We start from the raw sequence: 23,474 nt of genomic DNA, 5'->3' as shown, positions 1-23,474 counted from the left end.
ATGCAGAATGACCTTCTCAAGGTGCGGCTGCAGCGCAGCGAAGTAATGCTGAATAAGTCGCAACTCAGTAATAGATTGACGCTGGCCAGCATGGCCTTTTGCCAGTATCTCGGCCTGCCGCTCAATTCAGATTTGGTGCTGCGTGATTCGCTCGCAATTGATGGCCCGCCACAGCCGCTCAGAGTAGATCATTCGCGAGCCCTGACGGCACGAAGCGAGTACAAGCTGATCGAGTTATCGGTTGAGGCAGAAAAGTTGCAGACGAACCTAGTCAGGGGCGAGTACCTGCCACAAGTGGCCGTCGGCGCCAACTACCAGCGATTGAAGTTTGATGACGGTGACAGCCGATCGTTCGGCATGGTCTACGGCACGATCTCTGTGCCGATTTCCGACTGGTGGAGAGGGTCGCACGAACTCAGCAAGCGCAAGCAACAGCAGCGCATCGCCGAGAACAACTTTCGCGATAATGCCGAGCAACTCCTGCTCCAAATGGAGAAGTCCTGGCAAGACCTTACGGATGCGTACACGCAAGTACTGCTCGGCGAAGAAGCTCAGCGGCAGGCGGCAGAAAACATGAAGGTCAACCAAGATAGTTACGACAACGGACTGACACCGGTATCCGACTTACTCGAGGCGCGAGCGCTGCTGCAACAGGCACAGGATCAGGCAGTGGAAGCGAGGGCGCACTATCTGACGCAGCGCTCCCACTATCTGCAAGCGACGGGAAGGTTGCAGCACTAAGAGGGTGCCTATGGACAGCTCTGACACGGATAGACAGCCGGCAGAACCGGACTTCGACCATGAAGAGGCTGACCGGCGGATCAAGCCGGATCTGCGAGACCTGCGGTCGTTTGTGTCCGCCTACCAGGACTATTCGACCAAGGTACTTGTGCCACTGCGACGACGGCTGGGCGGTTTGTTTGGCGAGTGGAGTAGACCGGAATACTGGCACAAGGCGACCGGAGAGACAGGACAACCGGCGCCGACGCCAGTGCAACGGCTACGCGTCCGGGTAAAGCAGCCGAGCGCCGTGGTCAGAAAGGTTCTGGCAAAACCGAAGTATTACTCAAGCGGTTTTTGCAGCGACAGCTTTCGGTCGATGACCGATACCGTTGGCGCCCGAGTCGTCGTGTACTTTCTGTTCTCGCTGCCGCTCATCGATCGCGAAGTCCGGGAGTGCGGCTGGTTTGATATTGCGCCAGACCATCCTCCGCACGCCTATATGAGCGAGCGCACGCGGATTACGCTGGGGCTGGAGATGGCGAGCCAAACGAAAGCCAATGGGTACAATTCCATTCATTACGTCCTTCGCTTGCGGGACCGCGCGAATAAGGGAGAGGTACCGCCGTGGTTCGAATTGCAGGTGCGCACGCTCACGCAGGACCTCTGGGCCGAAATCGAACACGTGCTGGGATACAAGTATCACGCGGCGTCGCCCATGGCCCAGGGGCAGCTGCAGGTGATCGGGCGTATGCTCGGCACGATTGACGAGTATTTTGACCTCATGGCTGGAGAAATGGCGCGCCGGCGATCATTTGAACCCATCAATGACACGGCGCCGTTGACGGCCGTTAACTTACCGCAAGTGCTTGCCGCCTGCGGCCTGTCCTGTTCTCAGTACGATATCGAAGGAATCTTAAGAATGGCAGCGGGCTGTGGCACCGAGACGGTGCGCGACCTCAAAGAGGTACTGACTCCCGAGAGCGTGGCTCGGGTTACCGAGGCTGCCCGAGCCGCTGTAGGCAGAGACCCACTTGGGTCGGAGCTCGTCCCGGCATTGGTACTGCTCGGTCGCATGTCAAGTGCGGAGCGTGAGGCCATGCTGGCCCAGTGGGCCGAATTCGTGAGAATGTTCGGAGCTGCGGAGCAAGGATAGACACTTGCCCGTGTTTTTAGGTAAATGCGTGTACATACACGTATATAAGAAAGCAAGATCCCTATCTCGGGTCTGGCAAGGTGAAGGAGGCGGCATGACACAAGATTCCGTTTGTACGACATGCTATCAAGTCAAGTGATGTGTATTCAACAACAGGAAAGGAAGAAAAACATGAAACGGACATTGGTACTGCTGGGGCTAATCGTGACAATCGCCCTGCCGGGAATAAGCTTCGGTCAGATACCGAAGGTTGGGAATTTCGGCGTCGGATTAAACGGAGGCATACTGCTTCCTGTGTCCGGTGACGTTACAAGAGACAGCAGCTTCAACGACTATTTTAAGGTCGCCCCGGACCTCGGGGCGCACGTGTCCTTTGTCCCGATCCGGTACTTCACTCTGGAAGCAGGCTTTGACTATGCTTCCTTGAAGATGAAGGACGAGGTTCGTCCTAACGCGGGCCGTGAACCCTATTTCACGACACCGTACGTGTACCTCGACGGTAAGTGGAACCTGGGTGCGCTCATCAAGTCGGAAAAGAACATCGTCAATCCCTACTTGTTGGCTGGTGGCGGGGTGTATTTCTGGAAGGTCACCGATGACGGCGCCGGGGGCGATGCAGTCATACTTGGCAACGGCGAAGAGTTCAAGAAGACCAGCTTTGGCCTGCAGTTCGGCGCTGGCTCAGAGTTCTTCGTTGCTCCGAACATCTCCGTGTTTGCCGAAGGCAAATACCACCTGATTTTCGCCAAAGACGAAGAGAAGTTTGGCGAAGACTTCTCCAATCCCAGCGCAATCAGTGTGACGGGCGGACTGACATTCTACTTCCCAATCGGCGCCAAGTAAGACAAGGTAACCCCTCATTCACTGCCTGGCGCTTCTCAACCAGCGAGGGTGGCCTGAGCCACCCTCGCGCCCCTCTTGCTAGGAAGTGACCGACACGTTGCCGTACGTACTTGCGATCCAGCGGATCAGATTTTGGAGGACCGTACGAACACGAAAACGAGAATTCTGGAGGAAGCGTTTGGAGAAATTCTGGCTGTAGGATACAAACACGCGAACTTGGTGGCGATTGCTCAGAAAGCGGGGGTGACCAAAAGGGGGTTATTCTATTGCTTCAGGTCGAAAAGCGATCTTGTCGCCGGAGTGTTGGGCGCCATTGAAGCGAAGATTACTTCAGCCTCCGTTAGCGGCACTCCCAATGATCCGACCGTAACTTGCGGCCGTGTCTTTCCAAAATGGCAAGGGCCAAGTTCTCGGCGGTGGGTGGACACAGCTTTGATTCCCATGAGGCTTTCGAACGAAGTGCCGAAAAACCAGCGGGCAGTCCATAGGCAGATCGAGACAGTGGTTGGTATCGTCGCCGATAAACTTACGGCTGCATTCCAGGAGGCGCAGGCGGTGGAGCAACTGAACAGGCGAGTAAAGCCTGACGAACTGGCCGTACTCGTCTGTGCGGCCATGTTTGGAAGTATCACGATGTACGGTATGTTTCAAAGCCGCTCGCCGATGACCGCGCTGCGAAAGCCCTTAACTTGCTCACCATATGTTCGGCTGATGCAAGTCTGGGTATTGCCAAGAAATGAATGTATGCCAGCACGGCTGCGGTTGACGGTCAGCACGCTTATTGGCAGTGCACGTGATTACCGGACAACGCATCACAGCCCTTACATCCGTGGATACTTCCGTCTGTTGTGGCTACAAGAATGCTGCAAAAAAACGTCACAATTTGGTCACAATGACCCGTAAGTCCTTGACTCACAACGTTGGTTGGGGGTTCGATTCCCCCCACCTCCGAATTGCAGCCTTCATGCTGACGTCACAGGTGATGACCCAACGTACGTGAACGTCGCTGACGTCACGTTTCTGATTGCCTACGTGTTCCGCGGCGGCCCCGTCCCGGCGGCATGCCCGTGAGTTGGCAGTGAGATGCAGATATATAGGCTCGTGGCCTCGGTCACGGGCCTTCTCTTTGTGGACCGCGGCCGCTAACCGAGGTGCAAGCTGCACAGGACCGGTGCCGTGCGTTAGTCACGATCAAGGGTTCGTGCGTCTCGTCAAGCGCCCGACAACAACGAATCCATAGCCTGCGAACTACCACCCACGCCGCTCCTCCCCGCGGCGGTCACGCGTGAGCACCCCGCCTGTGCTGCCGGCTCGGCGCACAAACCGTGAGCGTTAGCCTTGACTAATTCGTTCACGTTGTTTATCATAAGACAGTTAGCGTAGGGTTTCACAACAGCAGCGGCGACAGTGCCGCCAAGGTAAGAGGCTGTGATGAAGTGCTTCTCCGTCGTCTTCATGCTCTGCCTGCTTCTTGCGGGCAATGTTCTTGCCGGCCAACCGCCAACCACACCCGCTCCTTCCGCCCGCAGCATCGGCGAGTTCCTCACCCCCGACGGCCGGTTCGACCTCGACGCCGCTCGGCGCTCCGGCTACGAAGGCCCGCTTGACATCGAAGGCGTTGAGTCACGGATCGACCCCGCCACCGGTGAGCTGAACTTCCAAGCTGCCTTTCCTGCTTCTTTCGCCGACCACCCCGATGACATCTACTGGGATAATAGCATATCACCATGCGTTCCCGGCGTAGATGAGAGTGTCCGTGCCCTCACCGTCTACGACGGCAAGCTGATCGCGGGGGGTGGTTTCCAGGCGGCTGGTTGTGAGATAGCCAACTTCATAGCCTCCTGGGACGGGAGTAGTTGGTCCCCCCTGGGGTCGGGGATGAATGACATTGTCAATGCCCTGACCGTCTACGACGGCAAGCTGATCGCGGGGGGCTATTTCTCCGCGGCCGGCGGCGTGGCGGCGAACTACATAGCCTCCTGGGATGGGATCAACTGGTCCCCCCTGGGGTCGGGGATGAATGGCTCTGTCTATGCCCTGACCGTCTACGACGGTAAGCTGATCGCGGGGGGCGTTTTCACGACGGCCGGCGGCGTGGCGGCGAACAGAGTAGCCTCCTGGGATGGGAGCAGTTGGTCCCCCCTGGGGTCGGGGATGGATCACTGGGTCTTTGCCCTGACCGTTTACGACGGCAAGCTGATCGCGGGGGGCGATTTCACCACGGCCGGCGGCGTGGCGGCGAGCAGAGTAGTCTCCTGGGATGGGAGCAGTTGGTCCCCCATGGGGTCGGGGATGAACGACGATGTCAATGCCCTGACCGTCTACGACGGCAAACTGATCGCGGGGGGCCGATTCACCACGGCCGGCGGCGTACTGGTGAACAGAGTAGCCTCCTGGGATGGGAGCAGTTGGTACCCCCTGGGGTCGGGGATGAATCCCGAAGTCCGGGCCCTGACCGTGTACGATGGCAAGCTGATCGCGGGGGGCTATTTCACCACGGCTGGCGGCGTGGCGGCGAACAACATAGCCTCCTGGGATGGGAGCAGTTGGTCCCCCCTGGGGTCGGGGATGAACAACTATGTCTATGCCCTGACCGCCTACGATGGCAAGCTGATAGCGGGGGGCTCTTTCACCACGGCTGGCGGCGTGGCGGCGAACAACATAGCCTCCTGGGATGGGAGCGGTTGGTCCCCCCTGGGGTCGGGGATGAACAACTATGTCTATGCCCTGACCGCCTACGATGGCAAGCTGATAGCGGGGGGCTGGTTCACCACGGCCGGCGGCGTGGCGGCGAACTACATAGCCTCCTGGGATGGGAGCAGTTGGTCCCCCCTGGGGTCGGGGATGAATGACTTTGTCTGGGCCCTGACCGTCTGCGACGGCAAGCTGATCGCGGGGGGCGCTTTCACCACGGCCGGCGACGTGGCGGCGAACTACGTTGCCTCCTGGGATGGGAGCAGTTGGTCGTCCCTGGGGTCGGGGATGAATGACGATGTCCGTGCCCTGACTGTGTACGACGGCAAGCTGATCGCGGGGGGCTCTTTCGCCACGGCCAGCGGCGTGGCGGCGTACAGAGTAGCCTGCTGGGATGGGAGCAGTTGGTCCCCCCTGGGGTCGGGGATGAGTAGCGATGTCCGTGCCCTGACCGTCTACGACGGCAAGCTGATCGCGGGGGGCTATTTCACCACGGCCGGTGGCGTAGCGGCGAACTACATAGCCTCCTGGGATAGGAGCAGTTGGTCCCCCCTGGGGTCGGGGATGAATAACACTGTCTGTGCCCTGACCGTCTACGACGGCAAGCTGATCGCGGGGGGATATTTCACCACGGCGGGCGGGACCACCGCCAACTACATTGCCTCCTGGGACGGTTCGGCGTGGTCCTCCTTCGGTTCGGGCATGAATGACTATGTCTGGGCCCTGACCGTGTACGACGGCAAGCTGATCGCGGGGGGCGATTTCTTCACGGCCGGCGGCGTGGCGGCGAACAGAGTAGCCTCCTGGGATGGGAGCAGTTGGTCCCCCCTGGGGTCGGGGATGAGTAGCTGGGTCAATGCCCTGACCGTCTACGATGGTCGCCTGATCGCTGGCGGCTCGTTCACAACCGCGGGCGGAAAGGTTTCGGCGTATCTCGCCGCGTGGACAAAGGGCCAGGACACTGACGGTGACGGCGTTCCCGACTACGCTGACAACTGCCCCTCTATTTCAAATGCTGACCAAACGAATAATGACAGTGACGCCTATGGCGCCGCCTGTGACTGCAATGACAATGACAGCACCGTCTACTCCGGCGCCACCGAACTTTGTGACGGACAAATCAATGATTGCAGCACTTCGACCCTCCCAGTTGGCGAACAGGATGCCGACGGTGACCACTTCATCCCTTGCACCGTTGACGCCGGTGGCTGGGATGGGGATCCGGCGATTATCGGCGGCAACGACTGCAACGATGCCGACCCCGCCATTAACCCACTCACCGTTTGGTACTACGACGCCGATGGTGACGGCCGAGGTGTGCATAGTGATTCACTCATCCAATGCGAACAACCCACGGATTATGTCCTGCTCGCGCCGGATAATTGCCCGGCAATTGCGAATCCCAGCCAAGAGGATACCGACACGGATGGCATTGGCGACGCTTGCGATGTCTGCCCTCATGATGCGGCCGACGATGCCGATGCAGACGGGTTCTGCGCCGACGTGGACAACTGCCCGACCGTGGCGAATCCCGATCAGGCGGACAGCAATGGCGACGGCATCGGCGATGCTTGCTGTTGCACTCTTCGTGGCGACTTCAACGACGACGGCTCCGTGAAGGTCTCCGATCTCACGGCCCTGATCAACTTCCTGTTCCGGGGCGGGGCCTCACCGGGCTGCCTTGACCACGGGGACACGAATGCGGACGGGTCGATCAAGGTGTCTGACTTGACCTTGCTGATCAACTACCTGTTCCGCGGCGGCCCGCCGCCGGCGGCCTGTCCGTGAGCCGAAGGGGGTGGAGTCGCATAACAAAGAGCACGATAGCAACTCCGGCAGGGCCGCAGAGGGACTACCTGCGTACGCTCGTACGCCAGTCGGTCATGCCGGCTTTCTGAAGGAGTGTGTCACATGAACTTGGCCCGGGGCGTTTGTTTTACTCTCGCTGCTCTGGCGGCGGTCGCATCCATGACCGCTGCGGGCACGCCACGAGTAATCAGCTATCAGGGCAGGGCCACCGACGGGACCGGCGCTCCGGTACCCGACGGCAGTTACCCTGCGCAGTTCCACCTCTATGACCACCCGACCGCAGGCACCGCCCGCTGGTCGGAAATCTACCCCATGGTCAGTACGAGCGGCGGATTGTTCACCTATCTTCTGGGCAGCAGCACGCCGATTCCGGACAGCCTTTTCGCCAGGTACGATTCCCTGTACTTGCAGGTGATCTTCAACGGCATCATTCTGTCGCCCCGGATGCCCGTCGCGTCAGCCGGCTATGCCCTGCGCGTGAATACCGTAGATGGGGCGTCAGGTGGAACGATCCGATTGGAGGACACCAGGGACACCGGACTGTCCGTTATCGGCACCGGATTGCATGCTCGGACAGGTGTACTCACGCGATTCGAGACGCAATCTGCGGGTGATGTCTCGTCAGTTCGCGCCACGATTATCAATCAGGGCAGCGGCACGGCCTACGGCGGAGCGTTTCTGGCGACGAGCGCCGGTCAGGGGCCCGCTCGGGGTGTGTACGGCGAGGGAAGAAGCAATGCCTTGATGTACAGCGCGAGAGGAATCGAGGGATATGCGGCGAATCCCGGCGGTGGATACGTTTATGCGGGCGTCTTCTGTGCCGACAGTCTGGGTGATGGCGACCATACGGGAGTAACGGCAAGTGCCTTCGGTGGTCCCGGCAGCACATGGACCGAGGGGGGCAGCTTCCTCGGATCAGGCAAGGTCGGCATGACATTCGGCCTGCGATGTGGCGGTTATGGTGAGAGCGGAACGGTCGTTGGCGGAGATTTCAGTGGTTACTGCAAGAGCGGCTCACAGCCGACCTACGGGATCCGAAGCACGGTCAACGCCGACGCGGCCCGCAGCGGATCCTCGTACGCCGGTTACTTCGACAACCATGTGCCCTCCGGCACCAATGCCTATGCCCTCTATGGGTATGCCTATGATCTCGCCAGCAGCGCCTCCAGCTTTGGCGTTGACGGTCTGACCGAACCTTCAGGGACCGGCTCCAGCGCAGGCGGTTACTTCAAGAGCGATTCCACCGGTACCGGGACCTCGTATGGCTGCCGGGGTGTCGCCAACGCGCGGGGAAGCGCCAGCGCCTATGGCGTAACCGGTGTCGGCTCCAACCAGTCAAGCGGGGCCGTTTACGGAGGCTATTTCAGCGCCGGCAGTTTCGGTACCGGCTCCAAATATGGAATCTACAGCACAGCTCCGACGAGCGGCTACGCCGGTTATTTCAGCGGCAACGTCTACGTCAGCGGCAATTTCGCGGTCAGCGGGACCAAGAGCGCCGCGGTGGAGGTAGCTCCCGAGCAATATCGGCTGGTCTACTCCCAGGAGTCACCGGAGTGCTGGTTTGAGGACTTTGGACGGGGTCAACTGAGCGGTGGCCGGACGCATATTGAACTAGATCCGCTGTTCCTTCAGACGGTCACCATCGACGAGAATCATCCCATGAATGTCTTCGTGCAGCTGAACGATCCTCGCTGTGCGGGAACGGCCGTCATCTGCGGCACCACGGGGTTTGATGTGGTGGAACTGATGAACGGGGCCGGCGATGCGAGCTTCACCTATCGGGTGGTCGCCAAGCGCCGCGGTTATGAGGACGTTCGCCTGGCCCGCATGACCACTGCCGACCCCGGCGAGACGGCGGCTCAGCAGGAGGCGGATCGCGCGGAAGATCAGGCGGTCGAACAGACGCTCCAAGAGGACGTAGCGACCCACAAGGCGCTTGCCGAAAGCCGGCGGGAGCGGGAAAGAGAAAAGGCCGAACCGGCAGCAGTCGGGCGACCCTGAAGAAGAGCGATCCAGAGATGCCGGCGTGGGTCGTTGTCTCGTCCACGACAGATACGGCGGCCATCGACCGGTGCGGGCTCCTGAACTGACACCTTTGATTAGCTGCGCCTCCCGTGCAGGCCGACGACCGGCGCCTTGCTGAGGCTGTTAAGACTTGCGTACGACGCCCCCCGGAAGCTGCAGTTTCAGCCACGGGCCCTCCCCTCGGGGAGACGGTCACTGTTTGAACTGCACCGAACATAGAACCCGTGTTCTCAAGACGTGGAAGCACACGATCAGCGCGCTTTCACGAGTGTAAGGAATCCATATGCAGCGACAACCACCCTCGTTTCTTCTCCCCGTCGCCCTGGCATGCCGTCCGGTTAGCCCGCTGAATGCCCCTGTGGCGCACAGGGAGGCCCGTAGGGCGACGATCTCTCTACATGCGACAAGTTGGGCGCATAGACACAATTCTACTTTCTTGCGCGATTTCTGTTGACACTGTATAGGCAAAGGCTATATTGTCGATAGAATAATCAGAGGCCCTTATGACCAAGACGACAGTGTTCTTCATTCGGATCGACCCCAAGGACAAGCGGATCATCGAACGTGCCGCCAAGATTGATCGGCGTACGGCATCCGACTTTGTCCGGCTTGCTGCGTTGGACCGTGCCGAGGAGTTGATCGCATCGAAGAAGCAGCGTGCGAGTGGCAAAAAGGGCATCTGATCATACGAGAAACCAACGTGGCTGGGAAATGTAAGGCATTGTGCACCCAGCTATTAGCTCAGTTGGTAGAGCAGTTGACTCTTCATCAGCGGGTCCGGGGTTCGAATCCCTGATGGCGCATTCTTCTTTGGGAGGCGCGGCCGCCCGTCGGTGCGCCCTCTCCCGCTCATTTGCGGTCGCCAGTGAGGGACTTGCCCAGATCCTTCAGCCGGTCGGCGGCCTCGGTTTTGATCGTCTCGACTCCCTGGTCTTTCAACTCCTCGAGATTTTTCCCGAATCCCTCCGGGAGCACGCCGCTTCCGGCGGCCAGCGCCTTGGTGATGAGCGATTTCACGATCGTCGCCGTCAGCCGGCCGACAGTGGCGCCATTGTCGCCGCCGATGTTGCGCAGGGAGAAGTCATCAAGCGTGAAAGATTTCTCCGAGTGCGCACCGAGCAGGCTGAGCGAGCCGTTGACGGTGATGTCGCGCAGGGCGATGAGGGCAATCCGGAAAGTGCGCGAATCCTCGGACGACGTAAGATCCAGCCGGTTGATGTTGTCCAGGAGAACCCGGTAGTTGCCCGAGCGGTCGATTTGCTCGAGGTTCAGGGTCACGCCTTCAATGATGAAAGAATCGACGACCACGTTCTTGTCCAAAACCGACCCGGCATCGACATCGAACATCATACGCCGCAGCGACAGGAAGCGTCCCTCGGCAAATCCCTCCGGATTGTCGACCGCGAAGTCGTTGAGTTCCAGGCTGCCGCCGCCGAGTTCGAGGGCAGCCGAGCCGAGCTCCGTGTCCACGCCGAGGGCGTATGCGGAACCGGCTTCAACCGCCTTCTCGACCAGCAGATTGCGCACAAAGTATGCGACGGCCGCCCCGACGGCGACGAGGACGATGACCGTAAGAACCAGTTTCTTCAGCATGGCGACTCCTCCGGCAAGGGTTAGGTTCGATCCCGGAGTTGGGCCGGGACCGTGCCGCATGATACGGCGGGGGCCGAGCGAATTCAACGCTCAATTGCGGACCCATTCCGCGGATCGGGCGGCAGGTTTTCGATTCCTTCCCTGCACGACTCAACCGTGAGAAGACTCTTTTGTGGTGTAAGCGGCTCCCTCCCGCCCAGGGATCGAACGAGGCCGTTGACAAATCCGGATTTGGAGGTATCATATATGTTGGCGGATCGGACCGACTCTCCTGACCGAGGGAATAACATGTGCAGGTATCTTCAGTTTCTCACAATCGCCTCGCTCACGCTGCCGTGGGGCAACACCGGGCTTTTGGCGGCGACCATTCATGTGCCGGGGGATCAGCCGACCATCCAGGCGGGGATCGATGCCGCGCAGGAAGGGGACACCGTGCTGGTGGCGCCCGGCCGATATCCGGTGAATCTCAGAATCGCCAACGCCGACGTCTGTCTGACCGGTTTCGGCGGACCCCGGCTGTGCTTTCTTGAGCCGGACAGCGGTGCGTTGCCGATTATCGATATCAGCACCGGCGACAGCATGGAGACGGTGGTGACGGGATTCACGATCCGCAAGGCGGCACAGAACGCGGCGATCCGTGTCGACGCAACCTCGCCGGTCATCAGCGGCAATATCTTCACCGATAACGGAGGCGGAAGGCTGGGCAACAACTCGGTGATCTATACTACGGACGGCTCGGCGCCGCTCATACAGCGGAATGTCTTTCACGGCAACGACAGCGCGTACTGCGTCGTCTGGGCGGGTTACGGCAACCCCGCGACGATCATCAACAATACCATTGCCGGGGGCCGGCTGGGCGTGTATCTCTATGGGCCCGGTGCGGTGCTGATGAACAATATCATCACGGCCTGCCAGATCGGTGTCTCGATCGGAGCGCCGGCCGGCGGCTACAACGATATCTGGGGCAACGGCGTCAACGGCCCGCTGCTGCCTACCGACATCTCGGCCGATCCCCATTTCGCGGGGGCGTCGGCCGCGGATTTCTCGCTTCTCCCCGGTTCCCCGTGTGTTGATGCGGGTATCGGCGCTCAGGCCTACAACGATCCCGATGGAACTCGGAACGACATCGGCGCGATTATTCTTGACCAGACCTGTCCAACGGCCAACGGCATGGCCCTGAGCGGATCGGATGCGGCCCACGTGCTTGTGGATGCCCCGATCTTTGCCTGGCGATACTACGACACGACGCTCCCGGAGCAGAATGGGTACCAGGTCCAGGTGGGAACGGACATGGACTGGACGACAGCAGAGCAGTGGGATTCGGGACCGGTTGTGTCTGCAGACCAATCGTGCATCTATGGCGGCGCTCCGCTTGCCGACGGTGAGCTGTATTTCTGGCGTCTGCGGGTCGACAACGGCGAAGTGTCGAGCGCCTGGAAAGAGGCGGCGTTCCAGATGAACTCGTTGCCGGCGGCCCCGACGCCGGAGTTCCCGGTCGACATGGAACCCGTCAGCAGCGAGGGCGTCTATCTCTCGGTGGTCAATGCGACCGATGCGGAGAACGACGCGCGGGTGTATGAGTTCGAGATCTTCGCTGATCCGCCGGAGATCACGCCGGTGGCCAGCCGCGCGGGTGTGGCCGAAGGGACAGGGCTAACCTCGTCGGGAGTCTTCGAGGGCCTGACGACCGGTTCCCCGTACTGGTGGCGGGCGCGGTGCTTCGACGGATTCGAGAATTCGCCATGGTCGCCGATGGAGACTTTTGTGATCAGGGCACCGGGGGTAATCCACGTGCCGGGGGACCAGCCGACAATCCAGGCGGGGATCGATGCCGCGCAGGAAGGGGACACCGTGCTGGTGGCGCCCGGAATTTATGCGGGCGAGGGCAACCGCGATCTTGATTTTCACGGCGTCAATCTCGTGCTGTGTTCCGACGGAATAGGGCAGGCGACCATCGATTGCGGCGGCAGCCCGGGCGAGCCGCACCGGGCGGTGTACCTGGGGAGTGATGAGGACACGTCGTCGATCATCGAAGGATTCATCATCACCGGGGCCGCGACACCCGGCTATTTCGAGGGGGCGATAACCTTCCACAATGCGGGCGGAACGGTGCGGAACTGCCTGATCATCGGCAACGACTGCCGCGGCGTGGCGGCATCATCGACGTCGCCCAACTACTTCCGATACCGCGTGCTCGTCGAGGGCTGCACTCTTCAAAACAATTGGCACGGCATAGAGAGCATCGCCAACGGCGCCATCTCGCATTGCCAGATTCTCTATAATGATTCCGTTGGAATCCACCTGGTATCCATGGACACCATCACCGTCACCAACTGCCTGATTGTCGGCAACGGGCAGGAGGGGATTTTCACGGAGACCGGGCGTTGGGGGAATTACGCCATTGCGAACAACACGATTGTCCTCAACGGCACCGGGTTTCGCTTCTACTACGAGCCGCCGAAGCTGGATGCACCCGGGCTTGCGGAGATAAACCCGTCGCTGATAACCGCGAACCTGCTGGCCGCAAACACGGGCAACGGTCTCCAATCCGATGGCATGGGCCTTGTCGGCGTGCTGGTTGGGTGCAATAATGCGTACGGCAACGGCGGGGAGGATTTCGCGGTGTACGGCGCGCAGCCGCAGCCGGGCGACACGCTGGGCAACATTTCCGAAGACCCGCAGTTCTGCGATCTGGACACAGCCTACTCGGTAAACCTGCAGTCGCCCTGTTTGCCGGCGAACAACTCGTGCGGGGTTCTGATCGGGGCGTTCGGGTCCGGGTGCGGATTCCTCTGCGGCGATGTCAACGGCGACGGGTCCGGGCCGGCGGCCCCGGATCTGACGTACCTGATCGCGCACCTGTTTCGGGGCGGTCCCGCCCCGGCGCCGGAGCCGGCCGACGTCGATAATGACGGCAATCTTGACGTGGCCGACCTGACAGTCCTGGTGGACTACCTGTTTCGCGGCGGGCCCCCGCCGGTGTGCGATTAGGAGGGGCCCTCGCGGCCGGTCGCTTGGCCCGCCGGGGGGGCCGGCCGGCGGCGTAATTTTCGGGCCCTGAGGCCCGGCGCCCGCGGAATGCGCTTCCCTGAAACTCCCTCATCTTGTACATTGAGGATTAGTCCGACCCATATAATGCGAAGTCGCGCAGTGAGGGTGCTGCCGTGACCGAGGGCGACAACAGCGGCCGAGGGCAAGCCTCCGGCCATCATGTCGGCAAGAACCGCATCCGTTCGGTGGATGTGATGCGGGGGACGGCCATGGTGCTGGTGATCGTGCAGCACTGCTACCAGGTCGTGGATCCCCGCCAAGCGTCGGCGGTGCTGGATGCGCTGGTCTATCTGCCGACGCGGATGGCGTCGGTGGGGTTCATGGCCGTCTCCGGCATGATGATCAGCTTCTTCCTGAATACGAAGGGGGACCCGGTGGGAGTGCAGCAGCGGTTCGCGCGCCGGGCGCTCCTGCTCGTGCTGGCCGCACACCCGGCGATCCATCTGGCGCGGCTGTTCTATTATGGCCCCCCCTACTTCGCATCCTTCCTCCACCATTTTCGATACGATTTCCAGATCACCGACACCATTGCGGTCGCGCTGGTGTTGGCGCCGCCGGCGATCCGCTGGGCCGGGATGGCGGCGCGGGGGGCGATCGCGGTCGGGCTGCTGGCGGCGGCGCCGGTCGCGCTCATCTGGTACCAGCCCTCGGGACCGTTCGGCCATATGCTCAAGGCGGTGCTGTTTGGCGGGGAGCTGGGGTCGGGGGGGATCGGGTTTGCCTGGCCGCTGGCCCCCTGGGTCGGGATCTTTCTCCTTGGGTCGCTGGTGGGGCAGATGCTTGCCCGAATGCGGACGGGGGGGATGACGGCCGACGAGTTGGCCGGGAGGCTGCGACGGGCGGGGCTGTGGCTGATGGCGCTCGGGCTGGTCTTGAACGGCGCTTACAAGGTTTTCCAGCTGGCCGGGGGCGCACTGGACCCGCGCGTGTTTGACGCCGTCTATCCGTCGCGCACCACCTCCCTGCTGCCGATCTACCTGGCCGTGCTCCTGTGGATATTCTCTTTCTACGTCACCGTGATCGACGGCCGGGGGCGTTATGGCCGGGCGGCCTGGGCGCTGTCCGTGTTCGGGAGAACCTCGCTGTTCACCTATGTGACGCAGTTTGTCTTCGCCCATTCCGTGCCCGGGTTGCTGGGGGTGCGGTGGCGGATCGGCGCCGAGGGATTCGTGCTGCTGTTAGCGTTCGCGCTGCCCGCTTCGTGGGCGCTCTCGTATGCATACGGGCGGTGGCGCGGGTGGATTGCGCCCCATGACTATGCGCTGCTTCGCGGAACCACGGCACCGCGAGGCGCCGTATGAACCGTGCGGCCGGCTCACGGCGGAACCGGGCGGGTGCCGGAAAAGCCTGGCCTGGCGCGCTCGCGGCGTGGGCCACGGTGTCCCTGGCAGCCGATCGGCTCTGGGCGGAGGGGACCGCCGAGGCGGCGAGAGTTTACAACGTGGCCGACTCGCGCGGAATGGAGGCGGGCCCGTCCAAGTGGATCGCCGACGTATACAACACCAGCTCCTGGCAGTACGCCGTCCTGGTCGTGGCGGTCATGGCGCTCATGGGCCTCCTCCTGGGCTACGGCACCGACCGCCTCCTCCGGCTGCTGCGTCTCAACCTCGGTCCTCTCGACCATCACGAGTAGCGGCGGGGGGGAACACGGGCATGGATATGCTGACCATCTACCTGCCGATCGCCGGGACGGAAATGAACGCTCTGCTCCTGCTGCTCATCGGGGCAACGGTGGGGGTGTGCGGGGGATTTTTCGGCATCGGCGGCGCGTGGATTGTCACGCCCGCTCTGAACATCTTCGGTTTCCCCATGCCCTACGCGATCGGCACCGACCTTGCGCACATGGGGGGGAAATCGATCGTCGCCACGATCCGCCACAGCAAATTCGGCAATGTCGACATGCGGCTGGCGGTGGCGATGATGGTGGGCACGATGGCGGGCATCGAGCTGGGAGCGAAACTGGTGATGGCTCTGGAGCGGCACGGCCTGGCGGAATCGATGATTCGGACGATCTACATCGTCTTTCTATTCCTCATCGGGAGCTACGTGCTGTACGATTACCGGAGACACGCTCGGCGGCAGGCGGCATCGCCGGGTGATCGGGCGGCGCCGGTGCGGGCGACGCTGGCGCAGCGGCTCCAGCGGATCAACCTTCCGCCGATGGTCACTTTCACGACCTCGCGCATCCGGTGCTCGCTCTGGCTGCCGGTCCTCGTCGGTCTCGTCACCGGCGCAGTCGCCAGCGTGCTGGGAGTGGGCGGCGGATTCATCCGCATGCCCGCGCTCATCTACCTGGTCGGCTGTCCGACGCTGGTGGCGGTGGGGACGGATCTGTTTGAGGTGATGGTCACCGGGGCCTACGGCGGGTTCACGTACGGTCTCAAGGGGCGGGTCGATCTGCTGGCGGCGATGTGGATGCTGGCGGGGGCGGCGGTGGGCGCGCAGATCGGCGCGGTGGCGGTGAAGTATGTGCGGGGCTATTCGATCCGGCTGTTGTTCGCCGTCACCATCTTCATTGCCTGGGCCTCGGTCCTCCTGAAACAAGTCCGCCTGCAACTGCTGTCGTCGGTTCTGATCCTCGCGGCGGGAATTGCGATCAGCGGCGTGATCGTGGCGTTGCTCGTGCAGGGGATGCTGCGGGAGCGGACGGAGGCCCGGCGGGCGGCGGGGGGGAAGACGCCATGAAGAGGCGCCTGATCCTGGGGGCAGCCGCGGCTCTGCTGCTCGCGTCCGCCGCCCCATCGTGCGGCGACGCCCCGTCCGTCGTGCAGGGGGCTGTGGTCAGCTATGATCCCTCTTCCGGGATCGTGGTCCTGTCCGATGAACGGGCGGCGGGGAGGACGGTGGCGCTCGACCTGACCGGGGCCGAGAAAGGCTCCGATCCGGCGCCGGGGGACACCGTACGGATCGCCTACCGCGCGACCGATCTCCGCGCCCTGCGCGTCATGAATGTCAGCCGTCGGTTCAGGTAGGCGCAGCCGGCAGGGGCCGCGCTCATCCCGACCAGCCGGCGAGGCGGGCCAACAGCCACCAAAACGCCTGGCCCTTGCGGTAACAATTGAAGCAGTGGGAGTGGGCGCAACTGCAGCTCTCGCACGAATGCGTGGCGCACCAGTCCGCGCACCAGTTGCAGGCGTCGGTTTCATCCGGGTAGTAAGCGCCATCGGGATCGTAGCTTTCGATGTCGGCAAAGTCGAAGAGGGTCTTTCCGTGCTCGACGCAGTAGGCCCGGATCTGGTTATTGCGCGCATAGAGGTTCCCGGCGGGGCCGGTGCCGTCGAGATGGCCGGTCATGTAGATGAAGTCCACGTCGGGGTAATCGGTTTCGAGGTCGGACCAGGCGGTCAGGTAGGCGTTGATGCCGGCTTCCGTATTTTCGGACACGCCGCCGCACCACGACCAGATCACCACATTCGTTTCCGGGTGACCGTTGAGGTAGTTTCTGATTTCGGCGGTCCAGGTGGTGTCGCCGACCACCCCGAGGTCATCGCCGTACTCGGTGATGGCCGGCCGGAGGTAGGCGGAACTCATCCCTGCCAGCAGATCCATGCCGGTGAGCAACTGGGAGCCGTGCGAGGTGTGGCCGAAGTAAATGGTGAGGCTGTCGCGGATTCGGTCGAGGATCGCGCCGGGAATCTGCGCCGCCCGCTCGGGCGCGCGGTGGTCGGCGATGATCGCTGTCTGCTCGCCCGGTTCGCTGACCGTGATCGTCACGATCTCCTGGTCGGTGAGGGCGCCGTCGGAAGCGATGAACGTCACCTGGTGGGTTCCGGCCTGCGCGAGCGTGGGGGTCCAGGCGAAGTCGCCGGCGCCGGTGGCGTGGTCGGTGAACGATGCGCCCTCAGGGAGGTCGACGGCCGACAGTGCGGGGATTTGGCCGTCCGGGTCGGTGGCGGTGACGGTGAAGGCGAGCGGGACGTCTGTCGTCGTGCTCCGGGGGCCGATGGCGGCCAGGACCGGGCTTCCGGGCTCCGGGTTATCCGTGCTTTTATAGTCATCGGAGCATTCCACGGCGAGTGCGACCGCCGCCATGAGGAAGGCGGCCCGAAGGGCGGGGGCGGGGATGGCTCTCATATCGGCCTCTTGTGTAGAATGAAAGATTGCACCAGAGTATCTACATTCCCCGGGGGCCGTTGGCAACTAAAAACCGGACGCTGGGCGGTCGGGCGGGGAGCGCGAATCGGCAGGAAACCGGCCGGGCGGAAGGGTGTACTATATTGGAAAGAACCGTGAGGCGGGAAGGCGGCCTCACCAGTGTAAAGGAGTGCCAAGGTTATGATTCGGGGCAAGTATTTGACGCCGATGCTGGTTGTCATCGGGCTGCTTGTTGCCGGCGGAATCATCACGGAGTACTTCGACTACCCCAATTCCGTCCAAGCGCAGAACCAGCGGCAGGCGGCCGGCCCGGCCGACCGGCCGATACAATCGCTGCGCGACCTCGGGAACGCGTTTGTCGAGATCGCCGACGAGGTGCGGCCATCGGTCGTGACCGTCTTCTCTGAGCGCGTCCTTCGGATGCGCAACCCCTTCTACAACAGCCCCTTCGGAGGCTTTTTCGATCAGTTCTTCGGCACGCCGGGGCGGCAGGCGCCGGAACAGGAGTACCGGCAGACCGGGCTCGGCTCCGGAGTGATCATCAGCGAGGACGGCTACATTGTCACTAATAACCATGTCGTCCAGGACGCCGACACCATCTATGTGCAGACATCGGACGGGCAGCGGCAGACGGCGAAAGTGATCGGGACCGATCCCCGCACCGACATTGCCGTGCTGCGCATCGACGCCAACGGCCTTCGAGCCATCCGCCTCGGCAACAGCGACGATATCAGGGTCGGCGAGTGGGTGGTCGCGGTCGGCAGTCCGCTCTCGCCCAATCTGGCGCAGACGGTAACGCAGGGGATTGTCAGCGCCAAAGGGCGGTCCAACGTCGGGCTGGCCGACTACGAGGACTTCATCCAGACCGACGCAGCCATCAATCCGGGCAATTCGGGCGGGCCGCTGGTGAATCTCGACGGGGAGTTGATTGGGATCAACACGGCGATCGCCTCTCAGAGCGGCGGGTACCAGGGGATCGGTTTCGCGGTGCCCGTGAACATGGTGAAGTACGTGATGGAGTCGCTCATTCAGGAAGGGCACGTGGTCCGCGGCTGGCTGGGGGTGTCGATCTCGGACATCTCGCCGGCGATGAGCCGCACCCTCGGCCTGGAGAGCACCCAGGGGGCGCTCGTGCAGGAGGTGGTGAAGGGAAGTCCGGCCGAGGATGCGGGTCTGAAGGAAGGGGATGTGATCCTCGCGATCGACGGTCAGACGGTCCAGAATTCCACGGAGTTGCGCAACCGGATCGCCGAAATTCGCCCGGGGACCCGGGCCAGCCTGACTGTGTTCCATGAGGGCGCGAAAAACCAGGTGTGGGTCAAGCTGGTGGAGATGACGGCCGAGGCGGCCGCGGCCGGGGGGCCCGGATCATCGCTGGACGAGACCCTCGGTTTCCAGGTGGCCGAGTTGACCCGAGATCTGGCGCGCGAGTACGGAGTGGAAGGCGGGGCCGGCGGCGCCGTCGTGATCGCCGTGGATTCCGAGAGCTCCGCGTACCAGGCGGGGCTGCGCGAAGGGGACGTGGTTCGGGCGGTCAATCGGCGGCAGGTGCGATCGGTCGATGAGCTCCGGAGCCTGTTGTCGGGGGTTGGAAAGGGGGACGACGTCCTGCTGCGCGTCCAGCGCCAGGACCGTTACTTCTTCATCGCTTTCACCCTTTAACAGAGTGGCAGGGACAGGAGTTTGACCGGGCGGCCGGGCGGGCCGCCCGGTTTCTTTTGGCCCGAATCAGAAGCTCATGTTGAATTTGAAGCTGAAGCGGTCGCTCTCGTGGGCCGAGACCCGCCAGGTGAAGAGCAGCTCCACCAAGAGGGGCAGGCGGGAAATGCCGAAGCCGATTTCGGAATACCAGTCCGGCGCGCTTTTGGGCGGGTCCGGCGCACCGGCGAAGGCAGCGGGGAAGCTGGCGCGGGTGGCGGCGCGGATATCGGTCCAGAACGATCCGCCGTAAACCGCCAGACCGAACGGCAACTCCTCCAGCAGGGGCAGGCCGAGGCGCCGGAAGAGCGTGCCTCCGAAATCATGCTCGAGGTAGAATGCGGCGACGCGGTCGCCGGTGACGTTGAAATCGCTGAGCGTTTTGAACTCGAGGAACGGCTCGTACGGGTTCTCCAGCGAGACCGTGAAAAAGCGCTGGGGCGGCAGGGCGTAGTCCGAGCCGCCGGCATACGCGCGGAGCGACGTGAATCCCCAGCCGGCCAGCGACTGCACCCGCACCAGCGAGAGCGCGTACCGGCGGAAGTGAAAATCGGTGGCGATCAGATCCGGATCGGCGGCTTCGAACTCGAGCCGCACCGACGTGTAGGGGTACGCCATGACCTGTTGCTCCCGGCCCTTGAAACGAACCAGCGGCCGGGAGTCGTAAGCGAGGCCGGCGGAGAGGGCGCGCAGACGGCCGTCGGCGATCACCGGGTTGGAGCGGTAAGCGCGGTCGATGCCGGTCAGGCTGTATTCGGTGGTGTTGCCGACTGTCGACTGCCGGAAGTCGCGGTAGCCGAGTGTGGCGGAGGTGTGCGGGAGGATGCGCAGCGACAGCCCGAGGTCAAAACCTTTCTCAAGGTAATAGTCGATGGGGTCGTACTTGAAGAACAGGTTGGCGAAAGTGGGGTTGAGGGCCTGGTCGCCGTAGATGTTGGGCCGGGCGACGATTTCATCGCGGTAGCCGATGGCCGCTTTCAACTGCGTCGGCTCGTGGAGCAGCACCTGCAGCCGGTAATGGTGCTGCCAGCAGTCGGCGTCGAAGGCGCGGCCGGTTTTGAGGGACAATTCGGAGCGGGGAACGAGTTTGGTCAGATTGGCGCCCGCGCCGAGGTAGGGTCCCTCGACCCGGTTGAAGTGGAAGAACTTGTGGGCGGACTGCGCCATGGTGCCCGCCGCCGCGAGCATGACGCCGTACCCCAGGGCCCGCCGCGGCGTGAGGGGACGGTGCTTCAGCGAGTCGAGGTACCGGTAGCCCGTCTGCTCACTCTCGGTCAGGGGCAGGAGGGCGCCCTGCTCCCAGGCGGCCGAGTCGAGGTCGTCGGCCTCCGGCGCCACCTCGAGAACGTAGCGGTCGAAGCGCTCCTCGGGGATGCCCTGGTTGATCACGAGGCGGTTGAGCAGGCCGGTGTAGGCGAAGCGGAGGTCGGGAATGAGCGGGAGCGGCGACTGGAAATCGCCGTCGAACCGGATCTCAACCGGCATCCAGATGTCATTGTCGAAGCGGGACATGCGCTGGGTGAAGCGAAGATCCTTCAGGTACGGCGAGTCGAAGCCCTTGTTCAGGCCGAGGTCGACGCCGGCGACGGCGTAGACCGAATCGACGATCAGAATCCGGCCGGCGAAGAGAGCGTGGGCATCGGTGCGGGGTTCGACCTCCAGGAGAAACGCCGGCGCGCCGTCGACCAGCACCGTATCCAGCAGGTAATAATTGTAGTAGTCGAGAGCGTCGGAGGCGGTGGGGGAAACGACCGGCTGCCCGAGGTCGATGCGGTTGGCGTTGAAGTTGAAGATCTCGCCGATCGTGATGATATTCACTTCGGCGGGGATGTTCGCGGACTGGCGCCGGGCGGTGATGATCTCCTTGTAGCGGTCGGGTTGCCGGAACCAACCCTCGAGCTGGCTTTCGATGATCGCGAAATACTCGGCAGGCCCGTCGTCAGTGAGCCGGCGCACCGCGAGTTTCGTGTAGCCCTCGAATCGGTAGTCCCTGATCCGGGCGAGCAGCTCCTCTTTGTGCCGGATCGCCTCGACGATAATCTCCTGCGCGGGGTCGTAGGCCCGGGAGTAGACACGCGTGCCGGGGACGTCGATCAGGCAGGAGGCGAGGAGGATGTCCCGGGACGAGGTCGAGTCGCTCAGGGCGACGTCGCAGGCCGCCGGGAAATAGGCGATGTGGGTGAAGCGCAGGCGATGGGTTCCGGGGTCGAGCCGGAGACGGTAGTAGCCGTCCTCGTTGGAGAACATCACCCGGTCCTCATGCTCGACGCGGATTGTGACCCGCGGGATAGGCTCGTGGGTGGCCGAGTCGCAGATAGTTCCCTCGATTATCGCCGCGGCGGCGGTGCGAGGGGCGCCGAGGACGAGCGCGACCGCGGCGGGGAGCAGCGCGAACCGGACCCGCCGGAAAAGACAGGCGGCGCGCGTGGTGCACTCCCGATATACCGGTTGCGGCGCGTACACGGTGGCCAAAATAGCGACCGGGGAGAAAAAAGTCAAGTTTCGCGGCCGCGGATATTGACAACGGAGTCGGAATACCGTAATAAGGTGGACAAGTTTGCTCGATTTAACGGCGTTCCCGGCCGCGAAGCGCGGAACTTTCGGCGGGGGTGCGCGGTTGCAGAGCGCGAGCCGCGGGGAAGGTCCCGCCGGCGGAGAGAAACAGGCCGATGAAAGCGACGCTCGCACATTACTTTCAATTGACCAAACCGTCGATCATGCTGCTGGTGGTGTTCACGGGGACGGCTTCGCTCGTGATCGAGGGGAGTCTGCTCGACCGGCCGGGGCGGTTCCTGCTCGTGCTGCTCGGCCTGTACCTGGCGGGCGGCTCGGCCAACGCCCTCAACCAGTATTTCGAGCGGAACATCGATGCGCAGATGAAGCGGACAAGCGGGCGGCGGCCGCTGCCGCGCAAGCAGATCAGCCCGGCCGGGGCGCTGGTTTTCTCGGTGGCGATCGGCGTGCTCGGCGTGGCCGTCTTCGCACTCTTCTTCAACCTGCTCACGGCCGCGCTGGCGCTGGCGACCATCCTGTTCTACAGCCTCTTCTACACGCTGTACCTGAAGCCGACGACGCCGCAGAACATCGTGATCGGCGGAATCGCCGGGGCCATGGCGCCGGTGGGGGCGTGGACGGCGGCGACGGGAGCGATGGCGGTTGCGCCGTGGATCATGTTCGCGATCGTCTTCCTCTGGACGCCGCCGCACTTCTGGGCGCTGGCTCTCTACTGCAAGGACGACTACGAGAAGGTCGATCTGCCGATGCTGCCCCTGGTGAAGGGGGATCGGGCGACGGTCGACCGGATTTTCGCGTACACGCTGGCAGTGGTGGGGGCGAGCCTGGTGCTGATCGCGTTCACGGCCGGGTGGTTCTACTTCGCCGTGGCCGCGCTTCTGGGCGGGCAGTTCATCCGCCGGGCGGCCCGCGTGCGCCGGGAGCAGTCGGTCGCCGGATACCGGTCGCTGTTCGGCTACTCGATCGTGTACCTGTTTAGCCTTTTCGGGGCGATGATGGCGGACGGCGTGCTGCAGCGCTGGCTGTAGGCGCGGGTGCGGCAGAGGTTCCCGCATGCGGACCGATCGGTCCGCATTTGCGTTGGCTAAGGTTCGTTGGGCCAGGGAGGTTCGTCGGTACAAAGTCGGCGCGGCCGCCGCGCCGGAGAGACTCCGGCCGGCCGGGGGCGGCGGTTGCGATAAATGGACTATTTTGTTCTTCGATAGCGTCTTTTTGTGTTGACAGCGGGCCGACGGAGGCGTATCGTTGCGGACTGTCGGCTGTACATGATTGGGAT

Annotated in this window: 17 protein-coding genes and 1 tRNA gene; 15 read left to right on the top strand and 3 right to left on the bottom strand. The window is 62.8% G+C overall.

All coding sequences use genetic code 11. From position 1 onward, the window contains the following. The 8 genes from KA261_14415 to KA261_14380 form a co-directional block, all read left to right on the top strand. A partial coding sequence (locus KA261_14415) for a TolC family protein (protein MBP7698996.1) occupies positions 1 to 741 on the top strand: 741 nt, incomplete at its 5' end. Between the two features lie 10 nt (positions 742 to 751). After that, positions 752 to 1,876 (top strand): hypothetical protein, encoded by a 1,125-nt coding sequence (locus tag KA261_14410; protein ID MBP7698995.1) that lies wholly within the window; start codon positions 752 to 754, stop codon positions 1,874 to 1,876. Positions 1,877 to 2,047: 171 nt separating this feature from the next. After that, positions 2,048 to 2,719 carry an outer membrane beta-barrel protein gene (locus KA261_14405; protein MBP7698994.1) on the top strand — a complete coding sequence of 224 codons (672 nt, stop codon included), beginning with the start codon at positions 2,048 to 2,050 and terminating at the stop codon, positions 2,717 to 2,719. Between the two features lie 132 nt (positions 2,720 to 2,851). Further along, the gene (locus KA261_14400; GenBank protein MBP7698993.1) at positions 2,852 to 3,622 is read left to right on the top strand and encodes a TetR/AcrR family transcriptional regulator; all 771 of its coding nucleotides are present in this window, start codon (positions 2,852 to 2,854) and stop codon (positions 3,620 to 3,622) included. Positions 3,623 to 4,150: 528 nt separating this feature from the next. After that, entirely contained in the window at positions 4,151 to 7,201 is a 3,051-nt protein-coding gene (locus tag KA261_14395) for a thrombospondin type 3 repeat-containing protein (protein MBP7698992.1), read from the top strand. Between the two features lie 333 nt (positions 7,202 to 7,534). After that, complete coding sequence (locus tag KA261_14390; GenBank protein ID MBP7698991.1) at positions 7,535 to 9,223, top strand: hypothetical protein; 1,689 nt, start codon at positions 7,535 to 7,537, stop codon at positions 9,221 to 9,223. Between the two features lie 527 nt (positions 9,224 to 9,750). Next, positions 9,751 to 9,930, top strand: a complete 180-nt coding sequence (locus KA261_14385) for a DUF1778 domain-containing protein (protein MBP7698990.1) — start codon at positions 9,751 to 9,753, stop codon at positions 9,928 to 9,930. Between the two features lie 49 nt (positions 9,931 to 9,979). Beyond that, positions 9,980 to 10,050 (top strand) — tRNA-Lys (locus KA261_14380). A gap of 46 nt (positions 10,051 to 10,096) precedes the next feature. Here KA261_14380 and KA261_14375 read toward each other — a convergent pair. Continuing rightward, positions 10,097 to 10,840 carry a hypothetical protein gene (locus tag KA261_14375; GenBank protein MBP7698989.1) on the bottom strand — a complete coding sequence of 248 codons (744 nt, stop codon included), beginning with the start codon at positions 10,838 to 10,840 and terminating at the stop codon, positions 10,097 to 10,099. Positions 10,841 to 11,128: 288 nt separating this feature from the next. Here KA261_14375 and KA261_14370 point away from each other — a divergent pair, with 288 nt between their 5' ends. From KA261_14370 to KA261_14350, 5 genes are all read left to right on the top strand, one after another. Then, positions 11,129 to 13,831 (top strand): right-handed parallel beta-helix repeat-containing protein, encoded by a 2,703-nt coding sequence (locus KA261_14370; GenBank protein MBP7698988.1) that lies wholly within the window; start codon positions 11,129 to 11,131, stop codon positions 13,829 to 13,831. A 173-nt stretch (positions 13,832 to 14,004) separates the two neighbouring features. Next, positions 14,005 to 15,192: a DUF1624 domain-containing protein gene (locus tag KA261_14365; protein ID MBP7698987.1), complete on the top strand. Its 1,188-nt coding sequence runs from the start codon at positions 14,005 to 14,007 to the stop codon at positions 15,190 to 15,192. Beyond that, positions 15,189 to 15,524, top strand: a complete 336-nt coding sequence (locus tag KA261_14360) for a hypothetical protein (protein MBP7698986.1) — start codon at positions 15,189 to 15,191, stop codon at positions 15,522 to 15,524. Before KA261_14365 ends, KA261_14360 begins: the two co-directional genes overlap by 4 nt. Positions 15,525 to 15,544: 20 nt before the next feature. Further along, positions 15,545 to 16,576, top strand: a complete 1,032-nt coding sequence (locus tag KA261_14355; GenBank protein ID MBP7698985.1) for a sulfite exporter TauE/SafE family protein — start codon at positions 15,545 to 15,547, stop codon at positions 16,574 to 16,576. Further along, entirely contained in the window at positions 16,573 to 16,863 is a 291-nt protein-coding gene (locus KA261_14350) for a hypothetical protein (protein MBP7698984.1), read from the top strand. The genes KA261_14355 and KA261_14350 overlap by 4 nt, the downstream gene beginning before the upstream one ends. Positions 16,864 to 16,885: 22 nt before the next feature. Here KA261_14350 and KA261_14345 read toward each other — a convergent pair whose 3' ends face one another. Beyond that, the gene (locus KA261_14345) at positions 16,886 to 17,965 is read right to left on the bottom strand and encodes a hypothetical protein (protein ID MBP7698983.1); all 1,080 of its coding nucleotides are present in this window, start codon (positions 17,963 to 17,965) and stop codon (positions 16,886 to 16,888) included. Positions 17,966 to 18,166: 201 nt separating this feature from the next. Between KA261_14345 and KA261_14340 the strand changes: the two genes are divergently transcribed. Next, positions 18,167 to 19,648 (top strand): DegQ family serine endoprotease, encoded by a 1,482-nt coding sequence (locus KA261_14340; GenBank protein MBP7698982.1) that lies wholly within the window; start codon positions 18,167 to 18,169, stop codon positions 19,646 to 19,648. Positions 19,649 to 19,714: 66 nt separating this feature from the next. On the opposite strand, the gene KA261_14335 is transcribed toward KA261_14340, so the two are convergent. After that, positions 19,715 to 22,156, bottom strand: coding sequence for a carboxypeptidase-like regulatory domain-containing protein (locus tag KA261_14335; protein ID MBP7698981.1), 2,442 nt, complete (start codon positions 22,154 to 22,156; stop codon positions 19,715 to 19,717). Between the two features lie 197 nt (positions 22,157 to 22,353). Between KA261_14335 and KA261_14330 the strand changes: the two genes are divergently transcribed. Beyond that, complete coding sequence (locus tag KA261_14330) at positions 22,354 to 23,226, top strand: heme o synthase (GenBank protein ID MBP7698980.1); 873 nt, start codon at positions 22,354 to 22,356, stop codon at positions 23,224 to 23,226. Positions 23,227 to 23,474: the final 248 nt, after the last annotated feature.

The sequence above is a fragment of the Candidatus Zixiibacteriota bacterium genome, assembly GCA_017999435.1.
Classification (GTDB): Bacteria; Zixibacteria; MSB-5A5; order GN15; family FEB-12; genus JAGNLV01.
The sequence above is the reverse complement of the archived record's forward strand: the minus strand, read 5'-3'. Positions and strand labels throughout refer to the sequence as shown.

Excerpts from the sequence above, each read along its gene's own strand:
- KA261_14405 (MBP7698994.1), top strand. The coding sequence starts at position 2,048 with ATGAAACGGACATTGGTACTGCTGGGGCTAATCGTGACAATCGCCCTG.
- KA261_14370 (MBP7698988.1), top strand. The coding sequence starts at position 11,129 with ATGTGCAGGTATCTTCAGTTTCTCACAATCGCCTCGCTCACGCTGCCG.
- KA261_14345 (MBP7698983.1), bottom strand. The coding sequence starts at position 17,965 with ATGAGAGCCATCCCCGCCCCCGCCCTTCGGGCCGCCTTCCTCATGGCG.
- KA261_14360 (MBP7698986.1), top strand. The coding sequence starts at position 15,189 with ATGAACCGTGCGGCCGGCTCACGGCGGAACCGGGCGGGTGCCGGAAAA.
- KA261_14330 (MBP7698980.1), top strand. The coding sequence starts at position 22,354 with ATGAAAGCGACGCTCGCACATTACTTTCAATTGACCAAACCGTCGATC.
- KA261_14390 (MBP7698991.1), top strand. The coding sequence starts at position 7,535 with ATGGTCAGTACGAGCGGCGGATTGTTCACCTATCTTCTGGGCAGCAGC.
- KA261_14350 (MBP7698984.1), top strand. The coding sequence starts at position 16,573 with ATGAAGAGGCGCCTGATCCTGGGGGCAGCCGCGGCTCTGCTGCTCGCG.
- KA261_14355 (MBP7698985.1), top strand. The coding sequence starts at position 15,545 with ATGGATATGCTGACCATCTACCTGCCGATCGCCGGGACGGAAATGAAC.
- KA261_14385 (MBP7698990.1), top strand. The coding sequence starts at position 9,751 with ATGACCAAGACGACAGTGTTCTTCATTCGGATCGACCCCAAGGACAAG.
- KA261_14410 (MBP7698995.1), top strand. The coding sequence starts at position 752 with ATGGACAGCTCTGACACGGATAGACAGCCGGCAGAACCGGACTTCGAC.
- KA261_14375 (MBP7698989.1), bottom strand. The coding sequence starts at position 10,840 with ATGCTGAAGAAACTGGTTCTTACGGTCATCGTCCTCGTCGCCGTCGGG.
- KA261_14340 (MBP7698982.1), top strand. The coding sequence starts at position 18,167 with ATGATTCGGGGCAAGTATTTGACGCCGATGCTGGTTGTCATCGGGCTG.
- KA261_14395 (MBP7698992.1), top strand. The coding sequence starts at position 4,151 with ATGAAGTGCTTCTCCGTCGTCTTCATGCTCTGCCTGCTTCTTGCGGGC.